General features: G+C 66.6%; 15 protein-coding genes and 1 tRNA gene. 5 read left to right on the forward strand and 11 right to left on the reverse strand.

What is annotated here, in order from left to right; genetic code table 11:
- Nucleotides 1-8 precede the first annotated feature (8 nt).
- The 7 genes from CJ014_RS09280 to CJ014_RS09310 all read right to left on the reverse strand — a co-directional run bounded on the left by CJ014_RS09280 (nt 9) and on the right by CJ014_RS09310 (nt 5,781).
- Nucleotides 9-2,144: a ParB/RepB/Spo0J family partition protein gene (locus tag CJ014_RS09280; RefSeq protein ID WP_100080200.1), complete on the reverse strand. Its 2,136-nt coding sequence runs from the start codon at nt 2,142-2,144 to the stop codon at nt 9-11.
- A gap of 216 nt (nt 2,145-2,360) precedes the next feature.
- On the reverse strand, nt 2,361-2,732 hold the full coding sequence (locus CJ014_RS09285; RefSeq protein ID WP_100080201.1) for a DUF2958 domain-containing protein: 372 nt from the start codon (nt 2,730-2,732) through the stop codon (nt 2,361-2,363).
- Nucleotides 2,729-3,691 carry an ArdC family protein gene (locus CJ014_RS09290; RefSeq protein ID WP_100080202.1) on the reverse strand — a complete coding sequence of 321 codons (963 nt, stop codon included), beginning with the start codon at nt 3,689-3,691 and terminating at the stop codon, nt 2,729-2,731. Before CJ014_RS09290 ends, CJ014_RS09285 begins: the two co-directional genes overlap by 4 nt.
- 224 nt (nt 3,692-3,915) lie before the next feature.
- Nucleotides 3,916-4,500 carry a PIN domain-containing protein gene (locus tag CJ014_RS09295; RefSeq protein WP_245427219.1) on the reverse strand — a complete coding sequence of 195 codons (585 nt, stop codon included), beginning with the start codon at nt 4,498-4,500 and terminating at the stop codon, nt 3,916-3,918.
- Complete coding sequence (locus CJ014_RS09300; RefSeq protein WP_100080203.1) at nt 4,481-4,927, reverse strand: excisionase; 447 nt, start codon at nt 4,925-4,927, stop codon at nt 4,481-4,483. Before CJ014_RS09300 ends, CJ014_RS09295 begins: the two co-directional genes overlap by 20 nt.
- Nucleotides 4,928-5,056: 129 nt before the next feature.
- Nucleotides 5,057-5,482, reverse strand: coding sequence for a PIN domain-containing protein (locus CJ014_RS09305; RefSeq protein WP_100080204.1), 426 nt, complete (start codon nt 5,480-5,482; stop codon nt 5,057-5,059).
- Nucleotides 5,479-5,781 (reverse strand): hypothetical protein, encoded by a 303-nt coding sequence (locus tag CJ014_RS09310; protein WP_100080205.1) that lies wholly within the window; start codon nt 5,779-5,781, stop codon nt 5,479-5,481. The genes CJ014_RS09305 and CJ014_RS09310 overlap by 4 nt, the downstream gene beginning before the upstream one ends.
- A 499-nt stretch (nt 5,782-6,280) precedes the next feature.
- On the opposite strand from CJ014_RS09310, the gene CJ014_RS09320 reads away from it, so the two are divergent.
- Nucleotides 6,281-8,038 (forward strand): recombinase family protein, encoded by a 1,758-nt coding sequence (locus tag CJ014_RS09320; RefSeq protein ID WP_100080372.1) that lies wholly within the window; start codon nt 6,281-6,283, stop codon nt 8,036-8,038.
- Here the strand turns inward: CJ014_RS09320 and CJ014_RS09325 are convergent.
- Nucleotides 7,995-8,071: transfer RNA gene (locus CJ014_RS09325), tRNA-Met, on the reverse strand. The genes CJ014_RS09320 and CJ014_RS09325 overlap by 44 nt on opposite strands.
- 242 nt (nt 8,072-8,313) lie before the next feature.
- Complete coding sequence (locus CJ014_RS09330) at nt 8,314-9,867, reverse strand: NAD(P)H-hydrate dehydratase (RefSeq protein ID WP_245427221.1); 1,554 nt, start codon at nt 9,865-9,867, stop codon at nt 8,314-8,316.
- A 385-nt stretch (nt 9,868-10,252) separates the two neighbouring features.
- Between CJ014_RS09330 and CJ014_RS09335 the strand changes: the two genes are divergently transcribed.
- The 3 genes from CJ014_RS09335 (at nt 10,253) to CJ014_RS09345 (ending at nt 13,131) form a co-directional block, all read left to right on the forward strand.
- The gene (locus tag CJ014_RS09335; protein WP_026790983.1) at nt 10,253-10,591 is read left to right on the forward strand and encodes a P-II family nitrogen regulator; all 339 of its coding nucleotides are present in this window, start codon (nt 10,253-10,255) and stop codon (nt 10,589-10,591) included.
- Between the two features lie 132 nt (nt 10,592-10,723).
- Entirely contained in the window at nt 10,724-12,133 is a 1,410-nt protein-coding gene (gene glnA / locus CJ014_RS09340; RefSeq protein WP_100080207.1) for a type I glutamate--ammonia ligase, read from the forward strand.
- Between the two features lie 170 nt (nt 12,134-12,303).
- Nucleotides 12,304-13,131 carry a shikimate 5-dehydrogenase gene (locus tag CJ014_RS09345; RefSeq protein ID WP_100080208.1) on the forward strand — a complete coding sequence of 276 codons (828 nt, stop codon included), beginning with the start codon at nt 12,304-12,306 and terminating at the stop codon, nt 13,129-13,131.
- Nucleotides 13,132-13,135: 4 nt separating this feature from the next.
- On the opposite strand, the gene CJ014_RS09350 is transcribed toward CJ014_RS09345, so the two are convergent.
- Nucleotides 13,136-14,383, reverse strand: a complete 1,248-nt coding sequence (locus CJ014_RS09350) for an Hsp70 family protein (protein ID WP_100080209.1) — start codon at nt 14,381-14,383, stop codon at nt 13,136-13,138.
- Nucleotides 14,384-14,450: 67 nt separating this feature from the next.
- Nucleotides 14,451-14,657: a hypothetical protein gene (locus CJ014_RS09355; RefSeq protein WP_133121831.1), complete on the reverse strand. Its 207-nt coding sequence runs from the start codon at nt 14,655-14,657 to the stop codon at nt 14,451-14,453.
- Between the two features lie 205 nt (nt 14,658-14,862).
- Here CJ014_RS09355 and parE point away from each other — a divergent pair, with 205 nt between their 5' ends.
- Nucleotides 14,863-16,908, forward strand: coding sequence for a DNA topoisomerase IV subunit B (gene parE / locus CJ014_RS09360; RefSeq protein WP_100080211.1), 2,046 nt, complete (start codon nt 14,863-14,865; stop codon nt 16,906-16,908).
- The last annotated feature ends 28 nt before the right edge of the window (nt 16,909-16,936 follow it).

Genomic DNA, 16,936 nt, shown 5'->3' on the forward strand with positions numbered 1-16,936 from the left:
CCGTCGTGTTATTCCGCCGCGGCGGTGAGCGGGGCTTCGGACTCTTCGTCCGAGGGCTCTTCCTCATCGTCGGCCAGGAAGGCCGGAAGCGCCTCGTCGCCTTCCTCGGCCGCGACCGCGTCGACCGGCTCGTCATGGTCGATCAGGCGCAGCGGTTCCGGCAGCCAGCCGGTATCGGCCAGCAGGCGCTCGGCCTCCTTGGCCATGTCGCCCTTCTTCAGATGGTCGATGAGCTGGGCCGCACGCTCGCCGGCGCCTTCGCGGACGGCCGCGAGGATGCGGGGCTTGGTGACACGCCCGAGATAGTTCTCGACCGTGGGGCGGAAGCCGGCGTCCACCATGTCGAGGCCGGTAGCGCGGGCCAACCGATCCGCCTCGGCCATGCGCCGGTCGAGAGCGGACTGCGACACGCCGCTGCCGCTGTAGGGATTGGGCCGCTCGTAGAGCGCGTTGATCCCATAGCTAACGCAATGGGCGAGCAGCGCCAGCCGGCTGGCGTCGTCGAGAGCGGCGAGCCAGTCCCAGAGGGCATCCTCGTCCGCCGGCAGGTCCGCCTTCCAGTCCTCGTGTCGCTGGGTGACCGACTTCGCATAGGAGGTGTCGGCCAGATCCTTGCCCTGCTCGCGGAAGAAGACATGATTGACGGACGCCTGCAGGCTCGCGCCCGACGTGCCGGTGTGGTGGAAGGTGTCGCGCACCAGCTTGTGCAGCAGGGCCGTGAGCGCAACGTGGGGATTGGCGCCGACCGCATCGCGAAGCGCCAGCGTGCGATGGGCTGTCAGCTCGGTTACGAGCCGTTCGGGGAGCGGCTTGATGACGTCTTCCTCGTCATCCTCCTCCGGTTCGCTTGGCTGACCACCGATGGTGATGACGGCGCGCTGGACGCTGCCGACCGACGCGACATCGGTCTCGGTGGTCTCGGAATTGTCCTCGGCGCCATTGGCGCTAATCGGCGCCTCATCCTCGGGCCGGACATAGCCGCGATCGACGATAATCTCGCCGTCGCGGTCGATGCTGATGAAGACGCCGGCGCGGGCGATATCGGCCGGATCGTAGATGACCGGGCGCTTCTCGAAGGCTTCGAGCGCCGTCTCGATCGCACCGAGGCGCTGGTCGATCTCGTCGGGGAGTTCGTCGGCGCCTTCGTATTCGGCTTCGATCCGGTCGTATTCCTCGCGCAGCGCTTCGCGGGCCGCCCGTTCGTCGTCGGTCAGATCGACGAGGGTGAAGGTCTGCGCACGAAGACCACCATTGTACCCATAGGGCAGATCGGTATCGACGGCGATCCACTTCCAGCCCTCGGCGGCGATCTCCTCGGCGATGGCCTTCAGCTTGTCGGAGACGAGCCGGTCGAGAAGCGCGGGATCCTGGAGCCAGCCGCCTTCGTCGGCCTCGAACAGATCGCGCAGCACCACGCCGCCCGCCTGCTCATAGGCTTCGACGCCGACGAACAGGGCGCGCTTGTCGGAGGCGGGGATCGTGGTCTCGGTCAGCAACTGGCGGATATGCCAAGGCTGGCGGTTGTAGGCGTTCTGGATCGTTTCCCAGACCTGCTCCTGGCGCGCATGATCGGGATTGACCGTGAACGCCATGAGCATTTCGAGGGTCATGCCGTCCTCGGCATAGACCTCGTGCAACGCGGGCGAGACCGCGGCGAGGCGCAGGCGCTGCTTCACGACCTGGACGGTGGTGAAATAGGCTGCGGCAATCTCCTCCTCGGTCATGCCCTTGGTGCGCAGCTCAAGGAACGCCCTGAACTGGTCGAGCGGATGCAGCGGCACCCGCTGGGTGTTCTCCGCCAGGCTGTCGTCCTCGGCGAGGATCGGCGTCGAGGGATCGCGTACGACGCAAGGTACGGGCGCGGTCTTGGCGAGACGCTTCTGCTTCACCAGGATCGCGAGGGCCTGATAACGGCGGCCGCCGGCCGGCACCTCGAACATGCCGGTCTCATGGCCGTCGGCATCGAGAACCGGGCGGACGTTGAGGCTCTGGAGGAGCGTGCCGCGGCGAGCAATGTCCTCGGCCAGTTCCTCAACCGAAACGCCGGCCTTGACGCGGCGGACGTTCGACTGGCTGAGCACGAGCTTGTTGAAGGGAATGTCGCGCGAGGGCGACAGGGTGATTTTCTGGGTGGCAGTGGCCATCGTGGCAGTCTCCGCGACGGGCGCCGAGAGCCTCTCTCGACCCAAAACCCGTCACGAAACGAAGCGCCGCCCTCTCACTCTACAGGAGGGCAGCGCCGCCCAACCGGCGAAACGGAGATGCACGGAAGCGCAAAGCCGGAAACACGGACATCCGCTTTTCCGGCTTTGCGCGACGTACCCCATAGGGTTCGGGCCTGCGTCAAAGACGGAAGGGCATCACGCGCCCTCCCGCCGGGCGCCCGTCGCGGCATAGACGATGCGCTCCGCCGCCCGGATGCTGCCGGCCTGGCGCGCAGCCTCGGCCCAAACCGAGATCGGGACGAGACCGGAAAAGAGGATGTCACGTTCGATCCCCATGCCGAACGGCAGGCGGATCGATGCCATTTCCTCGAGCGAGAAGCTGCCCAGCTCGGGGTCGCCGAGATCGGCAAGGCCGAAGAGCGTATCGCCGTCGGCGTCCAGTTCGGCGGCGAGCCAGACACCTTCGCCGAGCGGGTTGAAGAATTTGACGACCGGCATGTGATCGACATCGCGCTGGCGGCCGTTGGCGAGAAGCTGCTCGCGGAGCTCGTCGGTCAGGAGGATCATGCTGCCCTCCTGTCGATCGAGGGTTCCAGCTCGACAGCGGGGCTATCGGCGTCCGGCAGGAAGGACAGCAGCCAGTCGGCCGCCTTGCTGGCCTGCGAGGCGGCGCGGACGATGGCGCGGTTGTCCTCGCGCAGCACCTCCAGCCAGGAACCGAGGTAGTCGGAATGGCGGACGGTCGGTGCGATGCCGAGCGAGGCGCAGCAGAAGGCCGCGTTGATTTCGGCGATCAGTTCCTCGAAGGCGTACTTCTTGGTGCCGAAGGAGCCGGAGAAGTCCCGGTTCAGGCGGGACGGATGGCCGGTGGCGTGGCCGAGCTCATGCAGCGCCGTCCGATGCCAGTTGATCGGCTCGAAATACGCCTGCGGAGGGGGCACCTGTACGAAGTCCTGCGAGGGGACATAGAAGGCGCGGTTGCCGCCGATGCGGAAGTCGATGCCGGTCGCCCGGATCAGGGCTTCGACGCGCGGCTCGATCAGGCCCGGCGGCGGTGGCGGCGCGACGGCCGCGATCTCCTCGGGCAGACCGTCGCACTGAGCCGCGTTGAACACCGTGAAGCGCTTCAGGAACGGAATCGCCTGGGCCTCCTCGCCGGTCTCGCGGGCACGGCGCTTCTCGTCCTCCGGGGTGAAGCGGTCGGCATAGACGACGGTGGTGCCGCGCTCGCCCTTGCGGACATTGCCGCCAAGCGAGAGCGCCTGGCGGAAGGTGAGCCAGCTCTGGCCGGGGAAACCATGCTCGACCACGGCGCCCCAGAGGATCAGGACATTGATCCCCGAATAGTGCCGGCCGGTGGCGGCGTTCCTCGGCATGGCGAGCGGCGCCTTGGCCGTGGCTGGCCCCCAAGGCTGGACCCAGGGGAAGCGGCCTGCCTCCAGTTCGCCGATGATCTTGTTGGTGATGTCGTCGTAAAGGCTCGCCCGATCCGAGCCTGGGCGCGTGCTGCGATCCTGTCTGGACATCGCGGTTCTCCGCGACGGGTGCCGGAAGCCTCTCCTCCGGCCCTCAACCCGTCACGGTAAACCCGGTCCGCACTCTCACTCTAAAAGGGGGCGTTGCGGGGTCTCCCCGCAGAAGGGGGTGTGCCGGCAACGACGTGCCGGCCAGGGGGAAGGCTTTCCCCCGCCGTAAAACCGCAAAGACGCAAAGCCCTGGATCAGGACTTCAGGAAACGGAGAAAGCCATCCTACAGATCGCCGACATGCTTCTCGATCTGCGCCGCCAGTTTGACGAGCTTCTGGTCGCGCAGAATGTCGACGAAGCCGACAGCTGAGACACGCGACCGGCTGAGATTGCTCCGTGCATTCGCAAGCGAACCGACCAGCATGTCCGGAGCCTGCTCATAAAGGCCGACGAGGAAAGCGTCCGGCGACTGCCGCACCAGGCCATGCTTCCTCAACTCGGCGACTGGGAAGTCACGCAGGTTCCAAGTGACGATCATCGACGCGCCGGCCTCGATCGCGGCCGCAGCGACATGGCGGTCATCGGGATCAGGCAATTTGACGGTCTGGATGTGCTGTTCGTAGCCGGCGACTGTCGCCTCCGGCAGCGCGACATGCATGAGCTGCTTCGTGGCCTCCAGGTGCTCGGCCGGAAGGCCCGGCGTATTGGCCAGGAGGTTTCGCATCCATTCGTCGTGAATCACGTCCGTCCACCGCGCGTCGACCAGACCGTCGACCGCCACCTGAACGACGATGTTCCTCAAATGGAACGGGTAGAGGATGCAGGCGTCGTAAACTGCGACGGCGGGACTAAATGCCATAGCGGACATGGAGATCTTCGGCGTCGGCGGCCAAGTCCTCCATGGCCTTGCGCCGAACGTCGAGCTTCGCCTTCAGCGCCAGCACGTCCTTGAGCAGTGCGCGGCGGTGCTTGCCGACATAGCGGAAGGGCAGATCGCCGCGATCCATCCGCAACACGACGAGCGGGCGCGAGATGCCGAGGATCGCAGACGCCTCGGTGGGGCTCAGCTCCTGATCCTCGGCGAGAACCGCCACGCGCTCGCCGCTGAGCAGGCGCGTGATCAGCGTCTCGACAGCGCTGGCCGCCGCCGGCGGCAGCGCGACGGTCTGATCCTGGCCGTCGCGGCGCCGGACGCGCAGCTCGACGCGATCGCCTTCGGCCAGCTTGGGCAGAGGCGACACCTTCTTGCGTTCCCGGTCCGAGAGACCGGCGAATTTGACGACCTGGCTGGCCATGACGGGTTCTCCTGACCAGTCAATATAGTCGAACGGGTTCACAACTGCAATAACTGAAACACCGCCCCGGCCTGGCATCTCGTTCGGGCATCTCGTCCGAGTCGCGCGTTCCAGGTTGCTCAGCTTGCGTCATCCCCGCAATGGATTGACGATCTGAATCCCGGCGAAGTCCTTTTCGTTGTCGGTCACGACCACGCAGTCGTTGGAACTGGCGACGGCCGCGATGATCATGTCGAGCCCGCTCCGCGGCCGACCAGCCGCCTTCCCTTCCGCCATCAACCGCGCCCAGATCAGACCGGCCTTATCGTCGAACGGCAGGATGCGGCCATCGAACAGCGCCTGCGGTCCTTCGGGACCGACAAACCAGGCATCAAGCGCATCGCGCTTCTTGCCACGTGGCTTTTCGAGAATGCCGCGCCGGATTTCAGCAACCGTAAGCGAGGCGATGAACAGGCCCTCGTCGCGTTGCTCGGCCATCCAGGCCAGCAGCGAGTCGGAAGGTTTCGGTTTGACGATGTTGCTGATGATGTTGGTGTCGAGAAGATAGCGCGTCATAGATCGACCTTGCGCCCCTCTTCACGTGGGCGTGACAGGTCGAGGTCGGCGCCGACCAGGGGCGAGCGGCGCAAGGCGGTGAGGATGTTGCCCGGCTTGGGCGGCTCACCGGACACGGCCGTTTTCACGGCCAAACGGAGCTGCTCCGCTTCCGGTCCTTCCTCAGTCAGACGACGGGCAAGCGTGCGGATCAGTTCGCGGTCGGACTCGAGCGCCATGATCTCGAAGCGGGTGAGCCCGCGCTGGGTCAGGCGCGCGCGATAATTCTGAATCGCCTTCTTCTGTGCGGGATTGATCATCGGCCGCCTCCATGTTATATCTGGATATATATACCAAATTTTTGGTTCTGGCAAGCGAGGACAGGATGACGACACGCGCTTCCGAGATGTTCGGTGAGTCGGGGAATATCCTGGGCCTGCGCCAGTATTTTCCGTCTGCTACGGCACGCTACGCCACGCCAGATATCGCTATTGCCGACAAACCTGCCCCATATGCCGCGGAGCATTTCTCTTTGATTTCAGTTGCTTGCACATGGTTTTGCGACGATCGTGAAGCCGATCGACTTGTAACGGGCTTCAAACGGCGCAACGATGGACCATGGCAATCGCCCAAAGCAGAGGAGCGCGCTTCGGCTTGTCGAGCCGGAATTGACGCTTGTGCGCCGGGGCGACGGTTCCGACCCGCGCCTGGTCGAGTTGGTGCGCCTGCTCGCCCGTCGTGCCGCACGGGCGGTGTACGAGGAACAGATGAAGGAACGCTGTCGCGCGCCGCGCTCCTGAGATTACAGGAGAGTGCATCGTGAAGGTCGCGATCTATGCCCGCTATTCCTCGGACAACCAGCGCGACGCGTCGATCGCCGACCAGCTCCGCATCTGCCGTCTTCACGCCGAGAAACAGGGCTGGCAGGTGGCCGAGGAATATACCGATCACGCCATCTCCGGCGCTTCGCTTCTCCGTCCCGGCATCCAGGCCCTGATCTCCGACGCGACGCGCGGTCGCTTCCAGCTCGTGCTGGCTGAGGCAATGGATCGCCTGTCGCGCGATCAGGAGGATATCGCCGGGCTCTTCAAGCGCATGGCCTACTCCGATGTGAAAATCGTCACCCTCTCGGAGGGCGAAGTCACGCATCTGCACGTCGGGCTCAAAGGCACGATGAATGCGCTGTTCCTCAAGGATCTCGCCGATAAGACCCGCCGCGGACAGCGCGGTCGGATCGAATTGGGCAAGTCGGGCGGTGGCAATGCCTACGGCTACGATGTCGTCAAGCAGCTCGACGGCAATGGCGAGCCGGTGCGCGGCGGCCGGACCATCAACGAGTTTCAGGCTGATGTCGTCCGCCGTATCTTCCGGGACTATGTCGCCGGCAAGTCCCCCAAGCGGATCGCGATGGAGCTGAACAAGGACGTTATCGCCGCCCCAGGTGGCGGCGAGTGGGGCTTCAGCACGATCAATGGCAATGTGAAGCGGGGGAATGGCATCCTTAACAACGAAATGTATATCGGCAAGCTGGTCTGGAACCGCCAGCGCTTCATCAAGGACCCCGATACCGGCAAGCGCCAAGCGCGGTTGAACCCTGAGTCCGAGTGGATCGTCCAGGACGTTCCCGAACTGCGTATTCTCGACGACGATCTCTGGCAGACCGCGAAGGCGCGTCAGGCAGCCATCAAGCATACGAGGTCGGACGACGACAGTCAGACAGACAACCATTTCCGCGACCGCCGGCGACCCAAATACCTCTTTTCGGGTCTGACCAAGTGCGGCTGTTGTGGCGGTGGCTATTCGATGATCTCGGCCAACCTGGTCGGCTGCTCGACGGCCCGCAACAAGGGCACCTGCGCCAATCGCAGGAACATCCGCCGCGACCAGCTCGAAGCGCGCGTTCTGAACGCCCTGCGCCATCACCTGATGGACCCGGGGCTGTTCAAGGATTTCTGCGAGGAATTCACCCGCGAGATGAACCGGCTGCGCATGGAAGGGCGAGCGTCGATCGACCAGGCCGAAGCCGAGGTCAAGCGGATCGACCGGGAGCTGGACAAGCTGATGAAGCTCATCATGGCCTCCGGTGACGGCGACACACCTACGCGCATGATGAAGCAAATGAAGGAGCTGGAAGTTCGTCAGAATGAGCTGAAGGCGTTTCTAGAAGAGGTGGAGGAGCCACCGCCCCTTCTGCACCCCAACATGGCACATCACTACCACGTCCAGGTCGACGAACTGTATGCGGCGCTTCAGGAGGATTCCGAGGCCAAGCGCATGGTAGCCGCCGACGTGCTGCGCTCGCTGGTGCAGGACATTATCCTGACGCCCAAGGACGATGAGCTGAAGATCGACGTACGTGGCGATCTGGCTGGAATCCTTGCGATTTCGCTGAAGAGCAAAAGGCCCGCCAGTGAGGCGGGCCAATCACAAGTTGAGATGGTTGCGGGGAGGCGCACCCATCAGAACTTGCGAATGCAAAAAAGCCGCCCGGTCGGGGCGGCTGATTTGCGCAATTTTATATCGCAAGTTGAGATGGTTGCGGGGGCAGGATTTGAACCTGCGGCCTTCAGGTTATGAGCCTGACGAGCTACCGGGCTGCTCCACCCCGCGTCAAGCGCCGTGTTTGCGGCGACGGGCGGTATATAGCGACTTGCCGGTGAAAGGGGAACCCCCGTCAGGCATTTTTTCGACTAAATAGACGACCCTGTTCAAAAATCCCGATCCGGCGGACAAAAAATCCCGGAATTCCGGGCTTTTATGGAGATGCCGTCTTGGTCTGCGGTCACCGAAGAGCGTTTCGGCGGCCGTTTTCCGGTCGCCGCGGCCCGGATGTCCGGCGCGGCGGCGTCGCCTCAATCCGTGGCGACGACGTTTTCTTCCTCCGCCCCACCTGCGAAGGTCGCCTTCGCTTCCGGGCAGCCCTTGGCGAGCACGTCGCGCAGCGCCCCGGCGATTTCGTCGGCGATCGAGCCGGGGCCGGCGATACGGCCGGCCTCGCCGTGCATCCAGGCGGCGAGCGCCGCCGCCTCGAAGGCGGGGCGGCCGGCGGCCAGCAAGCCGCCGATGATGCCGGCCAGCACGTCGCCGGAGCCGGCGGTGGCCAGCACCGCCGTGCCGTTCTCGTTGATGACGGCGCGGCCGTCGGGATGGGCGATCACCGTGTCCGGCCCCTTGAGCAGCACCACGGCGCCGGACTGCGCGGCCGCCGCGCGGGCGCGATCGAGCTTCGAGCCGCCGATGTCCGGAAAGAGGCGCGCGAACTCGCCCTCGTGCGGCGTCAGCACCACGCCGGCCGCGCGCGCCTTTATCAGGGCGAAGGCCTCGTCGGGGCGGCGGGAGGCCTGGGTGATGGCGTCGGCGTCGAGCACCAGCGCCATGTCGCCTTTAAGCGCGGCGCGGATGGCCGGCCAGACGTCGTCGCCGAGGCCGAGGCCCGGCCCCAGCACCGCCGCCCGCAGGCGCGGTTCGCCGAGGAGCTCGGCGAGCGCCGTCCTGTCGGCCGCCGGCCTGACGACGAAGGCGGCACGCCAGGCGGCGACGGTGGCGACGGCGTCCGGCGGCGTCGCCACGGTGACGATGCCGGCGCCGGCCCTGAGCGCCGCCTCGGCGGCCAGGCGGGCGGCGCCGCAGGAGAGGAGCGGCCCCGACGCCACCAGCGCCGTGCCGCGGCTGTACTTGTGGCTGTCGATGGCGGCATCCGGCCAGCAGCCGGCCCATAACGCCGGGCCGTTGGCGGCGGCCGTCGGGGCGATCTCCGCCAGCACCTTCGGACCGATGCCGATCTGGGCAAGGTGCAGGCGGCCGCAATGGGTGCGTCCGGGCAGCAGCAGATGTCCCGGCTTGCGGCGGAAGAAGGTGACCGTCTCGTCGGCGACGACCGCCGTTCCCCGCACTTCGCCGCTGCCACCGTCGATGCCGCTCGGCAGGTCGACGGCGTAGACGCGCGCGCCCCTGGCGCGGGCGGCGTTGACGGCGGCGATCAATTCGCCGTCGCGGCCGGAAACGTCGCGGCTGAGGCCGGCGCCATAAAGCGCGTCGACGATCACCGCCATGCCGTCGAAGAGGCCGGGCTCCGCCGGCAGCGTCTCGCCGCGCCAGGCCCGCTCGGCGCCGGCGGCGTCGCCCTTGAGATCGCGGGCGGTCATGCCCTCCGGCAGGGCGAGCGCCACGCGCACGATGAAGCCGCGCTGCTTGAGAACGCGGGCGATGACGAAGCCGTCGCCGCCGTTGTTGCCCATGCCGCACAGCACGACGGCCCGGGTCCCCTGGTTGAAGCGGACGCAGACGACGTCGGCAACGGCGTAGCCGGCGTTCTCCATCAGCCGCTCGCCGGAAACCCCGCCGGCTATGGTCAGAGCGTCGGCGCGGCCCATCTCGGCCGGGGTCAGCAGCAGTTCGCCATGCATCCGGTTTCTCCCTCGGCGTTTCGAGCGCGGCGCCCCGTCCGCGGACGGGGCCGCTTTCCCTCTACACCCTTGAGCGGAAAGCGACAAATGCCGCGTCGGGCGGCGGTTGGCGTCGTCTTCCTCAGCGGCCTTCAACCGCTGAAGTTTCCCTTAAGGACGCCGCATTTTGCCTAATCGACACCCATTTGCATAAGATTTAGGCCGCTTCATTGGGCATTCCTCGATATATTTCTCGCTCCCGCATCGGTGATCGCCTCATTTTTCGCCAGGAACCGCCATGGTGCCGAACTGGCACGTCGAATGCTTGAGAGGCTGCGTCTCGGTCGGCGCAGGGTGGAAAAATCGCCTCGCGCGGGGCGCCAGGAGCAACGGAGACAAGGGGTCGATGAAGAAAATCGAGGCTATCATTAAGCCCTTCAAGCTGGACGAGGTGAAGGAAGCGCTGCAGGAAGTGGGGCTTCAGGGCATCACCGTCACCGAGGCCAAGGGCTTCGGCCGCCAGAAGGGCCATACCGAGCTTTATCGGGGCGCCGAATATGTCGTCGACTTCCTGCCGAAGGTGAAGATCGAGGTCGTCATGACCGACGACATGGTCGCCAAGGCCGTCGACGCGATCCGCAACGCGGCTCAGACCGGACGCATCGGCGACGGCAAAATCTTCGTCTCGCCGGTGGAGGACGCCATCCGCATCCGTACCGGCGAATCCGGCAACGACGCGATCTGACGCCGCGCCCGGTCCATCCCGGAGGTGGACCGCCGGCAAGGATGATCCAGGAAAAATTGGGGAACCCCGACCGGCCATTCGTTTGGCCGGGGAGTGCCCCGGCAAGACCAGAAAACCCGAAAGGAAGGGCAAATGACCACTGGTGCTGACGTTTTGAAAATGATCAAGGACAACGACGTCAAGTACGTTGACCTGCGCTTTACCGACCCGCGCGGCAAGTGGCAGCACGTGACGTTCGACATCGGCCTCGTCGACGAGGACATGCTCGAGAACGGCACCGCCTTCGACGGCTCGTCGATCGCCGGCTGGAAGGCGATCAACGAATCCGACATGACGCTGATCCTCGATCCGGAATCGGCCTTCATCGATCCGTTCTTCGCGCAGACCACGCTGGTCATCGTTTGCGACATCGTCGACCCCGCCTCCGGCCAGTCCTACAGCCGCGACCCGCGCTCGATCGCCAAGAAGGCGGAGGCCTACGTCGCCTCGCTCGGCATCGGCGACAAGGTGTTCTTCGGTCCGGAAGCCGAGTTCTTCGTGTTCGACGACGTCCGCTTCTCGGCGACGCCCTACAACACCGGCTTCAAGCTGGACATGGTCGAGCTGCCGACCAACGGCGACACCGAATACGAGTCGGGCAACCTCGGCCACCGCGTCCGCACCAAGGGCGGCTATTTCCCGGTGCCGCCGATCGACAGCCTGCAGGACATGCGCTCGGAGATGCTGTCGGCCATGGCCGAGATGGGCGTCGTCGTCGAGAAGCACCACCACGAGGTGGCCTCCGCCCAGCACGAGCTCGGCATGAAGTTCTCGTCGCTGACCCGCATGGCCGACCACCTGCAGATCTACAAGTACGCCATCCACCAGGTCGCCCACGCCTACGGCAAGACGGCCACCTTCATGCCGAAGCCGGTGTTCGGCGACAACGGCTCGGGCATGCACGTCCACCAGTCGATCTGGAAGGACGGCAAGCCGGTGTTCGCGGGCAACCTCTACAACGACCTCAGCGAGACCTGCCTGTTCTACATCGGCGGCATCCTGAAGCACGCCAAGGCGATCAACGCCTTCTCCAACCCGTCGACCAACAGCTACAAGCGCCTGGTGCCGGGCTACGAGGCGCCGGTGCTGCTCGCCTATTCGGCCCGCAACCGTTCGGCCTCCTGCCGCATTCCCTACACGACCAACCCCAAGGCCAAGCGCGTCGAGACCCGCTTCCCGGATCCGGCCGCCAACCCCTATCTCTGCTTCGCCGCGCTCCTGATGGCCGGCCTCGATGGCATCAAGAACAAGATCCATCCGGGCGATGCCATGGACAAGAACCTCTACGACCTGCCGCCTGAGGAACTGAAGTCCATTCCGACCGTTGCCGGTTCGCTGCGCGAAGCCCTCGCCTCGCTCGACGCCGACCGCGACTTCCTGAAGGCCGGCGGCGTGTTCGACGACGACTTCATCGACAGCTGGATCGAGCTGAAGATGGAAGAGAACATGCGCTACGAGATGACGCCGCATCCGGTCGAGTTCGACATGTACTACTCGGTCTGAGGCACGTCCCCGGACAGGCCGGGCGCCGCGAGGCGTCCGGTTCCGACGAGCCGCCCGCCGCAAGGCCGGGCGGCTTTTTCGTTCCGGGACGCGGGATGGCCAACCGTAGGCAGCTTCCCGCCGGGCGGCCGGACGCCTATGATCGCCGGACCTTACGATGGGAGAAGAACATGTCCGCCAAGCCGCCCATAGGTCCGTCGACGAGACTCTGCATGTCGCTGGCCGGCCGCCCCGGCAAGTTCGGCTCGCGCTTCCACAACCGGCTCTACGAGCTCACCGGGCTCGACTACATCTACAAGGCCTTTACCACCAGGGACCTGCCGGCGGCGATCGGCGGCATCCGGGCGCTCGGCATCCGCGGCTGCGCCGTTTCCATGCCGTTCAAGGAGGCGGTCATTCCGCTTCTCGACCATATCGAGGGCTCGGCGGCGGCCATCGACAGCGTCAACACCATCGTCAACGACGACGGCTGGCTGACCGGCTACAACACCGACTACAGCGCCGTGCTCGACCTGCTCGATCACGCGGAGATCGCGCCCTCGACGCCCTTCCTGCTCGCCGGCTCCGGCGGCATGGCCAAGGCGGTGTCGGCGGCATTGCGCAACCGCGGCCATCGCGCCGGTATGGTCATTGCCCGCAACGCGGCGACCGGCCGGGCGCTCGCCGAGCTCTACGGCTTCGACTGGGCGGCGACCGCCGACGGGTTGACGGCGCCGCTGATCATCAACGCCACGCCGGTCGGCATGACCGGCGGCGCCGAGGCGGAGAACCTCGCCTTTCCGCCGGCGGCGATCGAGGCGGCGGAGACGGTGTTCGACGTGGTGGCGCTGCCGATCGAGACCCCGCTGATGCGGGCGGCCGAGAAAGCCGGCCGCAAGCGGATCTCCGGCGCCGACGTCGCCGTGCTGCAGGCGCTCGAGCAGTTCGTGCTCTACACCGGCGTCCACCCCAGCGAGGAGCAGGTGAAGGACGCCGCCGTTTTCGCAAGGAGCGGCTGAGCGGTCAGCCGTAACGCCGCGCCGCTTCCACCGCGAGGCCGGTGCCGACCGAGCCGAACACGTTGCCGGTGACGACGCGCGCCTCCGGCACTGCCGCCAGGATGGCGGCGCGCACGTGTTCGAGCCGGGTGGAGCCGCCGGTCAGGAACACGGCGTCGATGTCGGAAGCCGCGACGCCGGCCGCCGCGAGGCAGGCGTCGACGCGGGCGCCGATGCGGCCGGCAAGCTCGCCGGTATGACGGACGAGTTCGGCGTGATCGATATGGGTGGACAGGCCCCGTTCCAGCCAGTCGAAGGGAACGGCGACCGCGCCCTGCTCGGCGACGGCGATCTTGGCCGCCTCCACCTCGATGGCCAGGGTGTGGCCGCGCTCGTCGTCGACCACCCTCATCAGCCGCTGGATGAGACGCGGCGCGGCGGCGCGCTTTTCGAGGTCGACGAGCTCGCGGTGAACGCGGGATTCGTAGAGGCGGTTGATCGCCGACCAGGTGGCGAGGTCGTGGTAGTAGACCGAGGGCACGTCGATCTCGCCGCGGGCGAGCTTGGAGCGGAAGCCGAGGAGCGGCATCACCCTGCCGAGGCTGAGGTGACGGTCGAAATCGGTGCCGCCGATGCGCACGCCGTCGTTGGCGAGCACGTCCGAGGCGCGCTCGGCCTTCTTCGCCCGCTCCGGCCCGAGGCGGACGATCGAGAAGTCGGAGGTGCCGCCGCCGATATCGGCGATCAGCGCCAGCTCTTCGCGGGACAGCTGTTGCTCGTAATCCAGGCTGGCGGCGATCGGCTCGTACTGGAAGGAGACTTCCCGAAAGCCGAGATCGCGGGCGATGGCATGCAGCGTCGTCTCGGCCAGGCGGTCGGCCTCGGCGTTGCCGTCGACGAAATGCACCGGCCGGCCGTGGACGAGATGGGTGAGCGGCGCGCCGGCCGCCGCCTCGCCCCGCTTCTTCACTTCGGCGAGATAGCGCTTCAGCACGTCGCGGAACTTGACGCGGCTCCTGCCGACCAGCGTCGTCTCTTCCATCAGCGCCGAGCCGAGCACCGACTTCAGCGCCCGCATCAGGCGGCCGTGCTCGCCGCCGACATAGGCGGCGATGGCGGCGCGCCCAACCGAGATGGAACCATCCTGATGATAGAAGGTGGCGCTCGGCAGCGTCTCCTCGTCGCCCTCGAGGCGCACCATGTCGGCCCGGCCGCCGCTGACGACGCCGAGCGTGGTGTTGGACGTGCCGAAATCGAGGCCTGCCGCCGCCATGACCGCTCTCCGAAAAACTGGGGGCGGTTTCCCTAGCGCTTCGCGGCGGCGATTGCCAGCGGCAAAATCAGGCGATGAGGAAGACCAGCGCCGTCAGCGACAGCAGCACCAGCACCGCCGGCAGGGCAAAGATGCCGCCGGTGAGCGGCGGCTCGGCCGCCACCTCCTGAAGATGGCGCCGCATGCCGCCGAGGCGATGACCGGCGACGAAGGCATGGGTGTGGACGGCTCCGAGTTCCCGGAGCACGCCGTCTTGATACTGGTTTCGACGCATGACAAACCACCAATGAACTTCTAGGAGCTTGCGACGGCCGGGGTTAAGAACGCCTCAACGACACCGGCGGCATATTGACCGGTGGCGCTTGACCGGGAACACATGAAGAACGCGATTGGCGCCGCAGCCGCCGGCATGGCACACTCCGGACGCCGCGAATCACCTTCTCGCGGCGGCGGGCGGCGATAGGACGAAGACGGAACGCATGAAAAAGGACGACGACCTGTTCGGAACCCTGCCGCCGGCGAGCGCGGCGCCCGCCGCGGCGGCACCCGTTCGTGCGCCCAAGGCGGCGGCGCGACCGCGCGCCGAGCCCGCCGCGCCGGCCGAAGCGGTCTATGACGCGTCGGCCATCGAGGTTCTGGAAGGGCTCGAGCCGGTGCGCCGGCGGCCGGGCATGTATATCGGCGGCACCGACGACAAGGCGATGCATCACCTGTTCGCCGAGGTGATCGACAACTCGATGGACGAGGCGGTGGCCGGCCATGCCTCGTGGATCGAGGTGCGGCTCGATGCCGACGGCTTCCTCACCGTCAACGACAACGGCCGCGGCATTCCCGTCGATCCGCATCCGAAGTTTCCGGGCAAGTCGGCGCTGGAGGTGATCCTCTGCACGCTGCACGCCGGCGGCAAGTTCGACAGCAAGGTCTACGAGACCTCCGGCGGCCTGCACGGCGTCGGCGTCTCGGTGGTCAACGCGCTGTCCGAGTGGCTGGACGTCGAGGTGGCGCGCGGCCGCCAGCTCTACAAGCAGAGCTTCTCGCGCGGCGTGCCGCAGGGCGGCCTGCAGCGGCTCGGCGAGACCATGAACCGGCGCGGCACCAAGACGCGCTTCAAGCCGGACCCGCAGATCTTCGGAAAAGACGCCCGCTTCGAGCCGGCGCGCATCTTCAAGATGGCCCGCTCCAAGGCCTATCTGTTCGGCGGCATCGAGATCCGCTGGTCCTGCGATCCGTCGCTGGTCGAGGGCTCGAAGACGCCGGCCGAGGCGGTGTTCAAGTTCCCCGGCGGCCTCAAGGACTTCCTCGTCGAGGCGCTGGACGGCGAGAAGCGGGTGACCGACGACCTGTTCGCCGGCCGCGTCGGCACCGGCGGCCACGGCACCGTCGAATGGGCGGTCTCCTGGTTCGCCGGCGACGGCTTCGTCAACTCCTACTGCAACACCATCCCGACGCCGGACGGCGGCACGCACGAGCAGGGCCTGCGCCTGGCGCTGACCCGCTCGCTGAAGGCCTATGGCGAGATGGCCGGCAACAAGCGCATGGCCCAGGTGATGCCCGAGGACGTGATGACGTCGGCCGGCGCCATGCTGTCGGTGTTCGTGCGCGAGCCGGAGTTCGTCGGCCAGACCAAGGACAAGCTGTCCACCGCCGAAGCCGCCCGCATCGTCGAGACGGCGGTCAAGGACGCCTTCGACCACTGGCTGACCGCCTCGCCGCAGCAGTCCGGCCGGCTGCTCGACTGGATCGTCGAGCGCGCCGACGAGCGCCTGCGCCGCCGCCAGGAAAAGGACGTTCTCCGGAAGAGCGCCGTCCGCAAGCTGCGCCTGCCCGGCAAGCTCGCCGACTGCACGCAGAACGCCGCCCAAGGCTCCGAACTGTTCATCGTCGAGGGCGACTCGGCCGGCGGCTCGGCCAAGCAGGCGCGCGACCGCGCCAGCCAGGCGGTGATGCCGCTTCGCGGCAAGATCCTCAACGTGGCGAGCGCCGGCCGCGACAAGGTGACGGCCAACCAGTTGCTGTCCGACCTGCTGCAGGCGCTCGGCTGCGGCACCCGCTCGCACTACCACGAGGACGACCTGCGCTACGACAAGGTGATCGTGATGACCGACGCCGACGTCGACGGCGCCCACATCGCCTCGCTGCTGATCACCTTCTTCTACCGCGAGATGCCGCAGCTCATCCGTGGCGGCCACCTCTACCTCGCCGTGCCGCCGCTCTACCGCCTCACCCACGGCGGCAAGACCATCTATGCCCGCGACGACGCCCACCGCGAGGAGCTGCTCCGCACCGTCTTCAAGAACAAGAAGCCGGAGATCGGCCGCTTCAAGGGCCTCGGCGAGATGATGCCGTCGCAGCTCAAGGAAACCACCATGGACAAGAAGACCCGCACGCTGCTGCGCGTCGTGCTGGTGGAGGACGAGGCGGAGATGACGGCGGATTCGGTGGAGCGGCTGATGGGCAACAAGCCAGAAGGCCGCTTCCAGTTCATCCAGGAAAACGCCGAGTTCGCCGAGGATCTGGACATCTGAGCCCGGCTTCAGGCTGGCGCCGGCGGAT

The organism is Pleomorphomonas carboxyditropha, assembly GCF_002770725.1.
Lineage (GTDB): Bacteria > Pseudomonadota > Alphaproteobacteria > Rhizobiales > Pleomorphomonadaceae > Pleomorphomonas > Pleomorphomonas carboxyditropha.

Coding starts and splice junctions, on each gene's coding strand:
- CJ014_RS09280 (WP_100080200.1), bottom strand. CDS start 2,144: ATGGCCACTGCCACCCAGAAAATCACCCTGTCGCCCTCGCGCGACATT.
- CJ014_RS09285 (WP_100080201.1), bottom strand. CDS start 2,732: ATGATCCTCCTGACCGACGAGCTCCGCGAGCAGCTTCTCGCCAACGGC.
- CJ014_RS09290 (WP_100080202.1), bottom strand. CDS start 3,691: ATGTCCAGACAGGATCGCAGCACGCGCCCAGGCTCGGATCGGGCGAGC.
- CJ014_RS09295 (WP_245427219.1), bottom strand. CDS start 4,500: ATGTCCGCTATGGCATTTAGTCCCGCCGTCGCAGTTTACGACGCCTGC.
- CJ014_RS09300 (WP_100080203.1), bottom strand. CDS start 4,927: ATGGCCAGCCAGGTCGTCAAATTCGCCGGTCTCTCGGACCGGGAACGC.
- CJ014_RS09305 (WP_100080204.1), bottom strand. CDS start 5,482: ATGACGCGCTATCTTCTCGACACCAACATCATCAGCAACATCGTCAAA.
- CJ014_RS09310 (WP_100080205.1), bottom strand. CDS start 5,781: ATGATCAATCCCGCACAGAAGAAGGCGATTCAGAATTATCGCGCGCGC.
- CJ014_RS09330 (WP_245427221.1), bottom strand. CDS start 9,867: ATGCATGGCGAACTGCTGCTGACCCCGGCCGAGATGGGCCGCGCCGAC.
- CJ014_RS09335 (WP_026790983.1), top strand. CDS start 10,253: ATGAAGAAAATCGAGGCTATCATTAAGCCCTTCAAGCTGGACGAGGTG.
- glnA (WP_100080207.1), top strand. CDS start 10,724: ATGACCACTGGTGCTGACGTTTTGAAAATGATCAAGGACAACGACGTC.
- CJ014_RS09345 (WP_100080208.1), top strand. CDS start 12,304: ATGTCCGCCAAGCCGCCCATAGGTCCGTCGACGAGACTCTGCATGTCG.
- CJ014_RS09350 (WP_100080209.1), bottom strand. CDS start 14,383: ATGGCGGCGGCAGGCCTCGATTTCGGCACGTCCAACACCACGCTCGGC.
- CJ014_RS09355 (WP_133121831.1), bottom strand. CDS start 14,657: ATGCGTCGAAACCAGTATCAAGACGGCGTGCTCCGGGAACTCGGAGCC.
- parE (WP_100080211.1), top strand. CDS start 14,863: ATGAAAAAGGACGACGACCTGTTCGGAACCCTGCCGCCGGCGAGCGCG.